The sequence below is a fragment of the Nitratidesulfovibrio sp. 1201_IL3209 genome (assembly GCF_036763125.1).
GTDB lineage: Bacteria > Desulfobacterota > Desulfovibrionia > Desulfovibrionales > Desulfovibrionaceae > Cupidesulfovibrio.
Genome location: NZ_JBAIYT010000001.1, coordinates 1 through 14918, shown reverse-complemented (window position 1 = coordinate 14918; position 14918 = coordinate 1). Strand labels below are relative to the sequence as shown.

Here is a 14918-nt window from a genome sequence, read left to right as displayed (position 1 = left end):
CCCGCCCCGCACCGCGTCGTGCGGGCTACACCAGGTCCAGAATGGTGGCTGCCCGCCTGTCGAAGGTCTCTCCCGCGCAACGCTCGCGGGCCAGCGCGGCCATCTCGTTGCGGGCCGCCTCGTTGGCGAGATAATATTCCACCTTGTGGCGCAGGTCGGTGGCGTTGGCGTAGGTGACCACGCCAAGCTCCTCGATGCCGGGCACCGCGTTACTGATCTGAAACTGCCCCAGCAGGCCAAGGTCGTAGGTACGGTTGTTGATGAACCCGTCCCGCACCATGGCCGGATGGTGGTCGTTCAGGTTGATGCGGGCCATGCCGTAGAGGCGCGGCAGCATCTCCTGCGGAATGTTCCGTTCCAGCAGCATCTCTTCCGGCAGGTAGCCGTCCCAGTCGCGGCCCACCACTCGCAGCGCTCCGCCGTACCCGGCATCCAGCACGTCCTGGACGATCCGGCGGCGGCTGTTTTCCTTGTAGGCGTAATTGTTGCCCACGAACAGCATGTCCAACCGCCTGGGCACGTCCACGGCGTTGCGCACCACCAGCGGACTCGCGGCCTGCGGCAGATAGTGGCACGGCGTGGAAGTGGTCTGCCCGATCTGGCGCAGGAAGGTGGCCGACGCGCACAGCACGAGGTCGTAGCTGTCCAGTTCGTCGCGGGTGACCAGCTCCGGGTGGCTGATGATCCACAGCACGTTCCGGGACCCCGGCCGGGGATAATAACGGTAGACGCCCCGGATGTGGATGGCCACGTCATGCCCGGACCGGGCGTGCCATTCATCCTTGAACAACACCTCCACGTCGTTGTCCTGCCGCGCCAGGGCCTCCGCAAGGTCACGGCCGAAGGCCGTGTCGCCCCACCCCTGGTCATGCCGCGACGGCGTGCAGATGCGCACCGCGAAGCGCCTGCGCGAAGGGGCGGGCCGCTGTGGCAGGTGGTGCGCCCGGTAGCGATGCCACCAGGCGGTCAGCGCCTCGCCATGGGCAGCGTCCGGCGCAAGTTCGTCCCCGGCCCGGATGCGGCGAGCCAGCCCCTCCCCGACCGAGACCACGCCTTCCCCATCGATGATATCCGGAGCCACCAACCCTTCCCAGCGGGCGCGCAGTCGGGCGTTGTTGGTGTTGATGGCCACGGTGCGTTCGTGCCCGCTCTTGCCCTCGTGGTGCACCACCACGCTGGCGGGCTCGTAGACCACCTTGCGGCCCAACTGGCCCAGCTTGAAGCACAGGTCCACATCCTCGGAACCATTCCAGTATCCGGTATCGAACCCGCCCACGTCGGCGAAGGACGCCGCGTCCACCAGCAGGCACGCGGCGGTGGCCGCCTGCATGGCCGTGGCCTGTTCCGGCGCGGCCAAGGACGGCGACTCGCCGATGAACGCATGCCGGGGCAGCAGCGAAGTGATGCCGCGACGCTCCACGATGACCACGCCCGCATGCTGCACCGTGCCGTCGGGGAACAGCAGGCGGCTGCCCACCGCGCCCACGCCCGGCCGCGCGGCCATGGCCAGCAGGGGCGGCAGCCAACCGGGCTGCACCTCCGTATCGTTGTTCAGGAACAACAGGTACGGCGCGGTGGCGGCGGCGGCCCCGGCGTTGCAGGCCCGCGCGAACCCCTCGTTGCGCTCGTTGCGGATCACCCGAATCCGTCCGGCGTACCCTTCGAGCAGCCGGGGAGTCTCGTCGGTGGAGCCGTTGTCCACCACGATGATCTCGCACGGTTCTGGGGTATTGCGAAACAGCACGTCGAGGCATGTGACCGTGAAATGCATCTGGTTGAAAACAGGGATGATGATGGACGCCACCGGCGGCCGCCCCGGCGCAACGCCGGGGTTTGCCGCCCCGGCCGGGGCGCGCGCCACCCGCGCGGCCTCCCTGGCCTGCGCATCGCGCAGGTGCCCGTGGATGATGGCGGCCAGTTCCCTGGCCCGGATATCGTAGGTGTGCCCGGCAAGCACGCGCCCGCGCAGGTCCTCCACGGTGCTCCGGTACAGTTCCGGATCGTCGAGGTAGCGCGCCAGTTCGCCGCGCAGCCCTTCCGGCGAAGTGTAGACCGGCAGCCGGTTGTCGAACAGTTCCCCGGAGCCGGTGGCGCTGTTGGTGATCACCAGGATGCCCGACGCCAGCGCGTCGAAGACCCGGCTGTTCACCGAGCCCCATTCCTTGGTGACGCTGTTGGCGTCGTCCACCAACAGGCGCGACTGGTTGTATATCCGGGGCATGGCGCGGTACGGCGCGAACCCCTTGCAGTACGGTCTGAACCGGGGATGGTCCTCCCAGTTCTTGCCGTACAGGGCAAAGCGCAGTCCGATGGCGTCGGGGTCGATCAGTTCGATGTCGCGCGGAGCACCCCAGTAGCTGCCGGTGAACACATAGTCGTACAGCTTTTCCTCGTTGCGGGGGCGGAACCGGGCGTGGTTGGTGGCTATGCGCAGCAGCGCACACTCGTATCCGTAGGCGGCCCTGATGTGCGCGGCCGCCTTCAGCGACGAGCACAGCCGGATATCCCACATGCCGAAATGCGACTTGCCCGCCCACCGGTCGAACCAGTTGCGCATCCAGCATATCTTGATCAGGCTCGCCGCCCTGGCCCCCAGCCGCGTGGGGTCGTAGTGGTCGGTCATGGCGATGACCGCGTTGGCGTCGCCCACATCGTACCACTGCGGGGCGGGCAGCCAAGCGACCTCCCAGCGCAGCAGCCTGCGCAGGGCGCTGCCCAGTTCGAGCGCGGTGAAATAGTCGCCGGCGGCAACGTCGGGACCGACCTCGGTGACGGCAAAGGCCACCTTGAAGGCACGGGAAGGCTGGTTCATCTGTGCGGCCGCTCCGTGATGGTTCGGGCGTTGCGCCAAGGCGGGCTCAGGCCGCCTGCCTGACGGCGAAGGCGCAGGCGTACAGCGTCTGTCCCGTTTCCGCCAGCCGCACGTCAAGGTCCAGCAGGTCGCGCAGCAATTCGGCGTCACCGGTATCGTCGAAGTTGGCGATGGCGTCCTTGAGGGCCAGGCTGTACACCACGCCGCCCGTGGGGATGATCTGCACGTCCGGAAATACGGCCCGCAGGGCGGGGATGATGCTGTCGCTGTCCGCCGCCTCCGAGGGGTCCGTGGCGAGCATTTCCGCCATGTCCGGCCGAGTTATGCGGTCGGGCAGCAACCGGTCGGGGCGGGACGGATCGCGCCGCAGCCTTTCCGGCAGAGCCCGCCGCACGCGGCTGGCGACGTCCAGTTGCGCGTCCGGCCACTGAAAGCGCGTTGCTCCCACGTAATCATCCACCACCAGCAGTCCGCCGGGGCGCAGCCGGTTCCGGCTCCACTCCAGCGCCTGCCGCACATCGAACATATGGTGCAGGGCATTGTTCCAGTAGACCAGGTCGCAGCGGCCCGCCGATTCACCGGGCTCATGGGCGAAGGCATCCCGCACGTGAAAGCGTGCCCGGTCCGCCACTCCGCGCCGCCTCGCGGCGTCGCGGCCCACCGCCACACGCTCGGCGCTGACCTCGTACAGGTCGAAGCTGCCCACCAGCCCCCGCTCCAGCAGATTCAGTTCCTTGGAGGCGCTGCCGCACCCCACGGACACCCCACGCGCGAACGTCCCGCCGGGGGCCAGTTGGCGCATGCGCTCCTCCAGCCCGGCCCAGGGGCCGTCCACCGGATGGCCGCAGACAAGACCGTTGCAATGGCGCAGGATGGCCGGGTGCATCCACCAGCGGGTACGCGCCCCGCCCTGGGGGGTGGACCAGTGGCAGGCAGTGGCGCGCAGGGCCTGTCCCCGCCGTCCAGCAGTCGTGCCGCCGTCGGGTGCGCCCGACTGGCCCGATTGGCCCGATTCGCCGGACTGGCCGGGCTGGGCCACCGCATCCGTGCTGCATCCCGCATCGGCCGTCGCTGCATCCCGCGGTTTGCGGCACAGGAACAACTGCACGCCGCCCAGCCGCATCCGTGCACTTTCCGCGCGGCTGAACAGAGAGCCCGTGTCCACGTGGGACACCTCGAACCCCGCCTCGCGCAGGCGGTCCATGATGTCCATGCCGTAGTAGCGCACGTGGTCGGATTGACCGTAGCGCCGGGCGCGCTCCTCCCGGTCGGTGACCGACAGGTCTTCGTCGGTGGCATCCCCGCGCAGCGGCACCATGACGATGGCTACGCCGTCCCCGGTCAGCACGCGGTACAGTTCACGCATGGCCTTGCGGTCGTCGGGCACGTGTTCGAGCACGTGCGAACAGAGCACCACGTCGAAGCTGGCGTCGGCAAACCGCAGGGCCGTGATGTCGGCCTGCACGTCGGCACGGGGGTCCAGCAGATCAGCGGTGACGTAGCCGTCACCCAGCAGCTTCCGGAAATGACGTTCCAGGCATACCTCCGGGGCGAAATGGAGCATCCGCAGACCCGGCGAGGCGAAGAAACTCGTGTACCGTTCCAGAAACAACCACAACGACCGGTGGCGCTCCAGCGACGTGCACTCCGGGCACAGGGCCTCCAGCCGGAGCGGCGTGCCGAAGGCGCGGAACGCGGTATTCCCCCCGCAGATGGGACAGCGGACCGTTGCGCCAGGTTCCGGCTCGGGGTTGGGTTCTTCGACAGCGCCCGCCTGCGCAGCTTTTGATGGTTCGGCAGTCCGCCCGTCGCCGCCGCGCGCCGGAACCCGGCCCCGCAGATATCCCGCCAGCGCATCGTTGAGCGCGACGATGTCGAATTCGCGCAGCACCCTGTTGCGGGCGTTGACGGCAAAGCTCTTGCGGATTGCCGGGTTTTTCAGCAGCACCCGCAGGTAGCCGCATATCTCGTCCACGTTCCGCTCCTCGGCCAGGAAACCGGTTTCGCCGTGCGCCACCAGTTCCGGAATGCCCGCATGCCACGAACTGACCACGGGCAGGCCCAGCGCCTGGGCCTCGATGAGGCTGACGGGCACGCCTTCCTTGTCGCCGTTGGCCGCCGTAACACTGGTCAGCGCAAAGATGTCGGCCTCGGCCATCTCGCGACGCACCTCTTCGTTGGGCAACTGCCCGAGGAAGACCACCCTGTCGGCCACGCCCAGCGACGCAACCAGGGTGCGCAGTTCCGGCTCCAGCGGGCCGTAGCCCACGATGCGGTATTCGGCGTCCAGCCCGGCCTGGGCCTTGGCGAAGGCCGCCAGGGAGTATTCCAGCCCCTTCTTTTCCACGAACCGGGCCACGCTGAGCACGCGCACCGTCCGACGCCCGCCGTCGCGCGGGGCGGGTGCGAACTCCACCGTATCCTTTCCGTAGTGATGCACCACCACCTTGCCCGGCGGGCAGCCGTACCGCACCAGCGTATCCTTCATGAACCGGCTGGGGGTAGTGATCACGTCGGCCCGGGCGAACAGCCCGGCGTACACGTCGGCCCCCTTGACCCGGAACGTGGCCGAGCCGTCGTACCCGTGGAACGACACCACCACGCGCAGGCCAGGGTATACGCTGAACAGCGGTTCGAGCCTGCGGAAGTTGGGGCCGAAATGGATCTGGATGGAAGCCGCGTCGTCCGGAGAGGAAATGCCGTTGTCCCGCAGGAAGCGTTCTGCCCATTCGTGCGGGTCGCCGCGCAACGAATCCGGCGGCAGAGTGATATAGCGGGTCCTGTCCAGCAGGCCGTAACGCCGCACGTTCTCGTGCACCACCGGCTCGTCCATGCGTTGCAGCGACCAGTGTTCCACGCCCAGCCCCCGGTCCATGAGGCCGGTGATCTGGTCGAGAATGAAGGTCTGGGACAGCACCGGAAACTGGTCGGTGACGATGATCACGCGCGGGGCGGGCGCGGCGCTTCCGGCGGTGACCGCAAGCTCCCCAGCCGCGCCGGATGGGGCCGCCGCGCGCACACGAGGCGCCATGGCCGTCCCGGAAAGCCCGGTGATCATGGGATTGCGCTGGAAATCATCGGGCACCACGTCGGTACGCGCCAGTTCCTCATAGAAGGGAAATAGGTCGCTGGTCAGTTGCCGCCGGGTTTCATCCGGCATGGGCGCGCGGCGCAGCCACAGCCCGATCATCTGGGCCAGCGCGGCGTTCCAGCCTCCCATCGCCTCGACGCGCACCTCTTCGAACCCGGCCTCCACCAGCAGCCGCTGCATTGCGAAGGGCGTAAGGCGATGGTGGTCGTGCGGTGCGTCGTGGATGGGCCAAAGGAACGGCGTGGTGAAGAACAGACTACCGCCGGGAACGAGCACGCGCCGAATTTCCCGCAGCACCGCCAGCGGTTCGGGGCAGTGTTCCAGCACCTCGGTGGTCATGGCGCAGTCCACGCTGGCGTCGGGCAGGGGAATGACTGTGCCGTCCCAGGTCAAGTCGGGCTGCCTGCGGTCGGCATACTTGCCGGTGGCGAAATCCAGCCCCACGTAGCGGGTGACGGCGGGCTTCCGGGATAGGATATGCTCGCGGTAGGGCATCTGGCCGCACCCCACGTCGAGCAGCGTGCCCGAGAAGGACAGTATGGCTTGGTCGAGCCGGTTCAGAATGGCCGTCCGCACGAGGTAGATATCCATGAAGCCGGGTTCGAGGCGGGGATCCAGAAAGGCGTTGGGATCGGGAAAGGCAGGGCCGGGACCGGAACGGGTGGGTGAAGGCGGGCTGGCCGGGACGGGACCGGCGGCACCGGCCCGCGCCTTTCCAACGGGCTTCTTCCCCGTCTGGGCGGGCTTGGCGCACCATACCCCCGTGCCGTCGATGTCATGGATGTCGAAAAACAGGTCGTGCCGGGCCGAATAGTCGAGGATGGCCTTCTTGCAACCGTCCCAGGCCCCGTAGTCGTCGATCTGCAGCAGGGCATCGTCGCCGAGTTGGTCGAACAGGTTGTCCAGGATCGCCATGGTGGAGGAATACCAGTCCGCATCCAGGTGCAGCAGGGCGATCTCGCCGATCTCATGCCGATGTGCGGGCAGCGAGGCGTCGAAAAGCCCCTTGCGGGTCTGCACGATGTCGCCGACGCCCAGACGGCGGCACTGTTCGCGGACGAAATCCTCCGGCGCGGCGCAGGTTCCGGTGCCCCAACCGGTATCGTCGGCGGGAACGCCATTGGCGGTGTCCACATCCTCCGGGTCGGGCATGCCGGTGAAGGTATCGAAAGCGAACACCTTGCGCGGAAAGCGGCTGTGCTTCTGCACCACCAACGCCAACAGCATGCTGGAGCCGCCCGCCGCCACGCCGCATTCCACGATGTTGCCGGGGATGTCCTCGCGGCACACGCGCACGGCAAGGTCGTACAGGGATCGGGCGCGCCGGATGTTCAGCCGCGTGAAGGGGCGAACCCGGTTGTAGAAATCGATGAACTCTCTTTCCCCTTCGCTGGCGGCGACATGCGGCGGCAGCACCTCGCCTCCGAGCGGAGCCAGCATGGCCCGGGCCGTGGCGTTGTCCGGAAAATGGCGCAACTCCTCCTTCAACGCCTCGCGTGCGCCATGGGTGTTGCCTACATTCAAAAAATACCGAGCGCGGATAATTTCCACGTCGCGCATCCGCACGTGGCGGCGCTTGAGCACGTTGGTAAGCTTGAAAGCCTCATCGTGGCGACCCACAGTGGAGCGCGCCACAGCCTTGGCGAACAGTTCCTCGTTGGACAGCGCGTCCAGCGGGTTAATGGGCGCCCAGCGGCCGGACGGCAGCCGATGCAGTTTCCACTCGAACAGTTCGGCGATTTCCTCGGGGGCTTTTCTGTTCTCCTCGCCAAGAACCTGACGCGCCCATACCTCATGAGCTACAGCGAGGCGCGGCTCAGTGAACAAAAACGGAAACTTACTACGGAAATTCGCCACAAAATCCCGCGATTTCAATTCGTTGGCAATGCCCGGATAACGCCGGAAGTGCGGATGTGTATCAAATTCCAACTTTTGCAACATGCATTCCGGACCACTGAACGACACTTTGCAACCGCAATATGCTGCATAAGCAAAATGTGACCCCGGCGTATTACTATTCACATACTCGAACTGACGCAACAGGGCATGCATACGCTGCAATGCATTTTTATCGTAGCTCCAAGCTCCCGCTACCCATGGGATACCCGCATCTTCCAATTCATTAATCCAATTACCCTTACGAACATCTTCATATCCTACAGAAACAACAACTAAAGAAAAATCATCTTGAAGGCATCTAATATAATCTATATATGATCTTGACTCATCACCTACTGCATATTTTGCAAACTGAGTACTGTGTTTTGGAAAAACAAGAATACTATCTTTGATTCTTACTTGTTTGACAGGTTGCGCATATATGAATGGGACACCAACAGCCACCGCCTTTGCATAGCCGTTTCTCTTTAAATACTCCTCATGCTCCCTGGATATCACAAGGTTATTGATATTTCGACTTTCCGGATCGATAAGCATCATCGGAGTCGATATGTCATACCATCTCCATCCATGAGTCCAAGTAGCACGGCCAAACATGGGCTCGAGCCCCAACGACTGCGCAATACAATTGCTCGCCCCGTAAAAATCCATTTCCCCATTTTTCCGTAACTGATACTCAATAGAGGGCAAATTTTCTATTACGGGCTGAATCTTTTCCCGCAGACCTGTCGTTTCAACGGCCTGTCTGAACGCAGCAGGATATCTAGTCATACGAACATCCTATTCTACAAGCATCCCGAACGGAATGCCCAAGACAGCCGACACGAATCGGCTTCGCGCACTCTACGCAGGGCACTCCTCACGCACAGCATCACTGGCACCCTACGCCTGCAACCGCAACGGCCCGCTGCCGTTGCCGCCGTCCTTTTCGTCGCGGCAGAACTGCACGGCGGTGCCGTAGCAGGAGAAGTACTTGGATCCGTCGGGATGGAAGGCCACGTTCTCCTGGTAGCCCACGATGGCCTGGGCCCCCTTGTTCACGGCGCGGGCCGCCATGCCGAAGAACGTTTCGTCGGAATCGTAGCCCCGGCAGGCCACCAGGCCCAGCACGCGGCCGATCCTGCGGTCCTCGACGCCGTCGGTGGTGACCACGGGGAATCGCCCGGAAAGAAACAGCTCACGCACCCGTTCGAGGTTTTCGGTCTGCGCGGCCTCGGCCTTGCGCGCCTTTTTGTCGTTGCCGCCAAGCAGAAACAGCATGGGGATGCCTCCTTGCGTTGAATCCGGCGGAATGCCGCCACGCCGCCGTGTGATGCAAGAGCCTTGCCGGGCGCATACCATCCTGTATTTGCAGGTTTTCCACAAAAAAATTCCGGACCATGTCGAGAATACGACACTGCCCGGCGCCATCCGAAGCCGCCATTCCGGCGCACCGTCCGTTGCGTCCATGCGGGCCTTGGCCCGGCGTTCCCGCCGCATCTTTCACCCGCCCGATCCGGCTGCACCTGCGCCCCTGCAACGCGCGCCCCGCTCCTGCGGGGGCGCGGCCCTTGACCTTGGCGGGGAAGTCCAGCATTAGTTGCACTCACGGTGGCAACACTATAAACTGTGCGGTCAAACACACTCCGGCGGGGCCACCCGCAAGGCCGTCGCCCTGCTGGCACGTTCCGATCCGGCCCACCCCGGCCCGATCCGGTTAGACCCGGCCTGATCCGTTAGACCCGGTCAGACCCGACGCTCCCGCCCTTCCGCGCACCACAGCCTTTCGGCGGTCCCCCCGCATGCATGACAGCCTGTTCCCGCCGGCCCGGCCCCCGCGCCGGTCCGCCCTGCCGCTCCGGCCCCGGCCGGCCCCGCGCCGCGCCCCGGTCCGTGTCCCGCGCCGCACCCGGTTCCGCCGCCTGCCGTTCCTGCTGGCGGCGCTGATCCTGCTGCTGTGCCTGGCGTCGGCACCGGCGCCGTTCACCCGGCCGGGCGCGGCCCTGCCGTCCGGCCCCGCGCCCGCCTGGGCCACCCCGGCCGAAGTGCCGGGCACGTCGCGCTCCACCACCGGCGCGGCCGGTTCGCTCGGCGCCCCGGAGGGCTCGCGCAAGAGCGTGCTGTACCTGAACTCGTACCACAACGGGTACGCCTGGTCCGACCACATCCAGGAGGGCATCCGCCAGACCCTGGCCGAAAGCCCGTACAGCATCGTGTTCCAGGTGGAGTACATGGACTCCAAGAAATTCCACTACCAGGACACGGTCTCCACCCTGTACGCCCTGTACCGCGACAAGTTCCGCAACAAAAAGTTCGACATCATCATCGCCTCGGACAACGTGGCGGTGGATTTCCTGCTCCAGTTCGGCGAAGAGCTGTTCCCCGGCGTGCCCATCGTGTTCTGCGGGCTCAACGACGTGCAGTCCGCCAGCCTGCGCGCCACCGGGCGCGAGATCACCGGCGTGCTGGAAAACTACGACGTGGCCTACAACCTGGAACTGGCCCTGCGCCTGAACCCGCAGTTGCGGCGCATGGTGGTCATCGGCGACGACTCGGTCACCGGCGCGGCCATCCGCAACCAGGTGCTGGCCCAGCTCGGCCCGTTCAGGGACCGCCTGGTGGTGGAGGAGTGGAGCGACTACAGCCTGGAGCAGATGCTGGACTGGGTGCGCGAGCAGGGGCCGGACACCTTCTTCTATTTCGTGCCCATCTACCGCGACATCGACGGCCAGTTCTACTCGGCGGAAGAACTGCTGGAAAAGGTGCACGCCGCCTCGCGCGCGCCGCTGTACAGCAACTGGGCCTTCCTGCTGGGCCACGGCATCGTGGGCGGCAAGCTGATTTCCGGGGTGCGCCACGGCGAAATGGCCGCGCGCATGGCCTTGCAGGTGCTGAGCGGCATCCGCGCCTCGTCCATCCCCATCGTGGAGCAGGCCGACGAGGCCTTCATGTTCGACAACAACGAACTGAAACGGCTGTTCATCGGCCCCTCGCAACTGCCGCCGGACAGCATCATCATCAACGAGCCCAGCCGGTTCTACGAACTGAACAAGCAGGTCTTCTGGACCATCATGGTCAGCATGGTCATCCTGTCGGTGACCCTGGTGCTGCTGGTCATGAACATCCTGGAAAAACGGCGGGTGGAAGGCAAGATCAAGGACCAGCTGTCGTTCCTGCGCTCGCTGATGGACACCATCCCCATCCCCATCTACAGCAAGGACGCCGACGGCCGGGTGCGCGAATGCAACGTGGCCTTCGAGCGCTTCTTCGGGGTGGACCGCGAGGCGCTGCTGGGCCGCTACGAATGGCAGGCCGGGCCGGAAGGCGTGGCCATGCTGCGCGACGTGTCCGACACCAGCCTGATGCACGAGCCGGGCGTGGCCAGCTACGAAACCACCCTGCCCGGCCCCGAGGGCTCGCCCCATTCCATCATCATGCACAAGGCCACCTACCGCAATTCCAGGGGCGCGGTGGCGGGCCTGGTGGGCGTGGTCTTCGACTACACCGACCGCAAGAAGGCCGAGGACCGGCTGCGCGCCGCCGAGGAAAAGTACCGCTCGCTGTTCGAAAGCTCTCCGCTGGGCATCTTCCGCGTCACCCCGGGGGGCGACTACCTGGACGCCAACCCGGCCATGGCGCGCATGTCGGGGTACGCCTCGCCCGCCCTGCTGCTGGCGTCGGGCGCGGGCACCTTCGCCCGGCTGCACGGCGCGCCGGACATGACAGCCGCCGGGACAGGCGCGGGGCCGGGCAGCGGACAGGACACGGTGGTGTCGTTCGAGTCCAGCGTGGACAGGCCCGGCGGCGACACGGTGACCATGCACCTGACCATGCGCCCCCAGCGCGACGAGCAGGGCAACGTGCGCCACATCGAGGGCTACGCGGAGGACATCACCCAGCGCAAGGCGGCGGAGCGGGCCCTTTCCGCGTCGCAGCGCATGCTGCAGCTGGTGCTCGATAACATCCCGCAGTTCGTCTACTGGAAGGACCGCGACCTGAAGTACATGGGCGCCAACAAGTCCTTCCTGGGCTTCGTGGGGCTGGACAGCGCCGACGCCCTGCTGGGCCGCACCGACGGCGAAGTGCTGCCCTCGGCCGAGGACGCCGCCCGCGTGCACGGCGACGACGAGGCCGTGGTGCGTTCCGGCCAGCCGCGCTACCAGACCAAGATCACCATCACCTCGCCGGGCGGCGAGGCGGTGTGGCTGGAAACCAACCGCGTGCCCCTCCTGAGCGACAGGACGGGGGACCGGACCGGACAGACCGGCCAGACTGGACAGGCTGGGCAGACCGGGCAGCCGGACGACGACGGCGGGGCCGACGTGGTGGGCCTGCTGACCACCGCCGAGGACGTCACCCAGCGCATCCGGCTGGAACGGCAACTGCTCCAGTCGCAGAAGATGGAGGCCATCGGCACCCTGGCGGGCGGCATCTCGCACGACTTCAACAACATCCTGACGTCCATCATCAACTCCACCGAACTGGCCATCAGTGACATCCCGGCCGACTCGCTGACCTGCAACGACCTGATGCGCGCCCTCAAGGCCGCCCAGCGCGGCAGCCGCCTGGTCAAGCAGATCCTGACCTTCAGCCGCCCCTCGGTGGAAGGCTTCGTCATCACCGACATCAACGAGGTGCTCAACGAAGCCCTGGTGCTCATCAAGGCATCGCTGCCCCGCAACATCGAGATCCGCAAGGCCATTCCGCCGCGCCCGTCCATCACCAGGGCGGACCCCACCCAGATCCACCAGGTGCTGATGAACCTGTGCACCAACTCGTTCCAGGCCCTGCGCGAGACGGGCGGCGTGCTGGAGGTGAACCTGGAGCAGGAGATATTGTCCGACGAGCGCGCCCTGGAACTGGGCATGGAGGCGGGCTGCGCCCTGCGCCTGACCGTGGCCGACGACGGCCCCGGCATCCCGCCGGAGATCGTGGACAAGATCTTCGACCCGTTCTTCACCACCAAGGGCAAGACCGAGGGCACCGGCCTCGGCCTTGCCGTGGTGCACGGCATCATCAAGGGCCACCGGGGCTCGGTGCGCGTTTCCAGCGTGCCGTGGCGGCGCACCGAATTCGAGATATACCTGCCCATGCACGCCCAGGACGCCTGCCTCATCGACCCGGCCCTGCTGGCCCCGGAAACGGGCAGCGAGCGCATCCTGTTCGTGGAGGACGACGACGACCAGCTGCACACCATCCCGCGCGTGCTGGAAAGCCTGGGCTACACGGTGCGGGCCTTCAAGAACCCGCTGCTGGCGCTGGCCGCCGTGCGCGAGCACCCGGCCTCGTTCGACCTGGTGATCACCGACTTCGACATGCCGGAGGCCAACGGCCTTGAGCTTGCCCGCAAAATGGGCGATATTGCTCCGAAGATGCCGATAATCCTCGTTTCGGGCCGCGAGGTGGCGGCCGAAGGGGCGGCCGTCGCCGGAAACATCAAGGCCATGGTCCACAAGCCGTACAACCGGAACATCCTGGCGGACGCCATCCGCCGCGTGTTCGCCCGGCTGGGGAGCGAGTGAGCGTGCCCACCATCCTCGTCATCGACGACGACGTCCAGGTCTGCGAGACCATCGCCAGCCTGCTGGCCCGGCTGCGCTACGGCTGCGAGACGGCCCACACGCTGGAGGAAGGGCTGCGCAAGCTCGAAACCACCGACGTGGACGTGGTGTTCCTGGACGTGCGCCTGCCCGACGGCAACGGGCTGGACGCGCTGCCGCGCATCCGGCTTTCCCCGTCGCGGCCCGAGGTGATCATCCTGACCGGCGAGGGCGACCCCGACGGCGCGGAACTGGCCATCCAGGGCGGCGTGTGGGACTATCTGGTCAAGCCCTCGCCCATCAAGCAGACCACCCTGACCCTGCACCGGGCCCTGCAATACCGCGAGGAAAAGCTGTCGCGCGGGGACGCCCCGGCCGTGGCGCTCGACCTGGACGGCGTGGTGGGCACCAGCCCTTCCATGCGCCAGTGTTTCGACCTGGTGGCGCACGCCGCCTCGTCCGACGCCAACGTGCTGGTCACCGGCGAGACAGGCACCGGCAAGGAACTGTTCGCCCGCACCATCCACCGCAACAGCACCCGCCGCGCGGGCAACTTCGTGGTGGTGGACTGTGCCGCGCTGACCGAAAGCCTGGTGGAATCCACCCTGTTCGGGCACCGCAAGGGGGCCTTCACCAGCGCGCTCACCGACCGCGACGGGCTGGTCAAGCTGGCCGACGGCGGCACCCTGTTCCTGGACGAGGTGGGCGAGATGCCCCTGTCCATCCAGCGCTCGTTCCTGCGCTTCCTGCAGGAACGCACCTTCCGCCCGGTGGGCGGCACGCAGGAGATCAAGAGCGACTTCCGGCTCATCTCCGCCACCAACCGCGACCTGGACGCCATGGTGGAACGCGGCGAATTCCGCAAGGACCTGCTGTTCCGCCTGAAGACCGTGCACGTGGAACTGCCCCCCCTGCGCAGCCGCCCCGAAGACCTCAAGCCCCTGGCCATCTACCACGTGAACCGGCTGTGCGAGCAGTACGGGGTGCCCCACAAGGGCTTTTCGCCCGACTTCTTCCAGCAGCTGGCCCAGTACGACTGGCCGGGCAACGTGCGCGAGCTGTACAACGTGCTGGAGCGCTCGTTCGTCATCTCCGGCCTTGAAAGCGTGCTCTACGCGCTGCACCTGCCCCAGGACGTCCGCATCAAGATCACCCGCGCCGCCATTGCCCGCCCCGCCACGGGCGAAGGCGGCATCGGAAGCGAATCCGCCTCCCACCCCTCCGCCGCCGACGGCAACGGCGACGGTTCCGGCGGCGCACAGGACATGGTGCCGCCGGGCAAGCCCGCCGACGGCGCCCACGGCCCGGACGCCGCCTTCACCAGCCCCTTGCCGCCGCTCAAGGGCTTCAAGCGACTCATGGAGCGCAAGTACCTTGAAATCCTCATCGGACAGACCCAGGGCAACCTGCAGGAGATGCTGGACATCTCCGGCCTGTCCCGCTCGCATTTCTATGCCCTGCTGAAAAAGAATAGGCTCTAGACCATCAGGCCAAGCCCTGATAGGCTAGAATCATGTTTAAAAACAGCAAATTAAGCCGCTACAAAATCGGAAAAATTGCTGAATGCTTTTGCATCGATATTGATGCCACCAAAACT

At 66.1% G+C, this 14918-nt stretch carries 6 protein-coding genes and 1 pseudogene; 4 read left to right on the top strand and 3 right to left on the bottom strand.

Features of this window, described 5'->3' with window-relative positions:
- Window positions 1-25: 25 nt before the first annotated feature.
- Window positions 26-2812: a glycosyltransferase family protein gene (locus tag V6B97_RS00035; protein WP_333504443.1), complete on the bottom strand. Its 2787-nt coding sequence runs from the start codon at window positions 2810-2812 to the stop codon at window positions 26-28.
- 46 nt (window positions 2813-2858) lie between these two features.
- Complete coding sequence (locus V6B97_RS00030; RefSeq protein ID WP_333504442.1) at window positions 2859-7343, bottom strand: TylF/MycF/NovP-related O-methyltransferase; 4485 nt, start codon at window positions 7341-7343, stop codon at window positions 2859-2861.
- A gap of 27 nt (window positions 7344-7370) precedes the next feature.
- Here V6B97_RS00030 and V6B97_RS00025 point away from each other — a divergent pair, with 27 nt between their 5' ends.
- Window positions 7371-7904 (top strand): hypothetical protein, encoded by a 534-nt coding sequence (locus V6B97_RS00025; RefSeq protein ID WP_333504441.1) that lies wholly within the window; start codon window positions 7371-7373, stop codon window positions 7902-7904.
- A 780-nt stretch (window positions 7905-8684) separates the two neighbouring features.
- Here V6B97_RS00025 and V6B97_RS00020 read toward each other — a convergent pair.
- The gene (locus V6B97_RS00020) at window positions 8685-9062 is read right to left on the bottom strand and encodes a hypothetical protein (protein WP_333504440.1); all 378 of its coding nucleotides are present in this window, start codon (window positions 9060-9062) and stop codon (window positions 8685-8687) included.
- Between the two features lie 521 nt (window positions 9063-9583).
- On the opposite strand from V6B97_RS00020, the gene V6B97_RS00015 reads away from it, so the two are divergent.
- From V6B97_RS00015 to V6B97_RS00005, 3 genes and pseudogenes are all read left to right on the top strand, one after another.
- On the top strand, window positions 9584-13303 hold the full coding sequence (locus V6B97_RS00015) for a hybrid sensor histidine kinase/response regulator (RefSeq protein WP_333504439.1): 3720 nt from the start codon (window positions 9584-9586) through the stop codon (window positions 13301-13303).
- A 2-nt stretch (window positions 13304-13305) separates the two neighbouring features.
- Window positions 13306-14802 (top strand): sigma-54-dependent transcriptional regulator, encoded by a 1497-nt coding sequence (locus tag V6B97_RS00010; protein WP_333504438.1) that lies wholly within the window; start codon window positions 13306-13308, stop codon window positions 14800-14802.
- A gap of 32 nt (window positions 14803-14834) precedes the next feature.
- Window positions 14835-14918: pseudogene (locus V6B97_RS00005) on the top strand (IS1595 family transposase); the annotation flags it as partial.

Excerpts from the sequence above, each read along its gene's own strand:
- V6B97_RS00020 (WP_333504440.1), bottom strand. The coding sequence starts at position 9,062 with ATGCTGTTTCTGCTTGGCGGCAACGACAAAAAGGCGCGCAAGGCCGAG.
- V6B97_RS00030 (WP_333504442.1), bottom strand. The coding sequence starts at position 7,343 with ATGCTGGCTCCGCTCGGAGGCGAGGTGCTGCCGCCGCATGTCGCCGCC.
- V6B97_RS00025 (WP_333504441.1), top strand. The coding sequence starts at position 7,371 with ATGGCGCAACTCCTCCTTCAACGCCTCGCGTGCGCCATGGGTGTTGCC.
- V6B97_RS00035 (WP_333504443.1), bottom strand. The coding sequence starts at position 2,812 with ATGAACCAGCCTTCCCGTGCCTTCAAGGTGGCCTTTGCCGTCACCGAG.
- V6B97_RS00015 (WP_333504439.1), top strand. The coding sequence starts at position 9,584 with ATGCATGACAGCCTGTTCCCGCCGGCCCGGCCCCCGCGCCGGTCCGCC.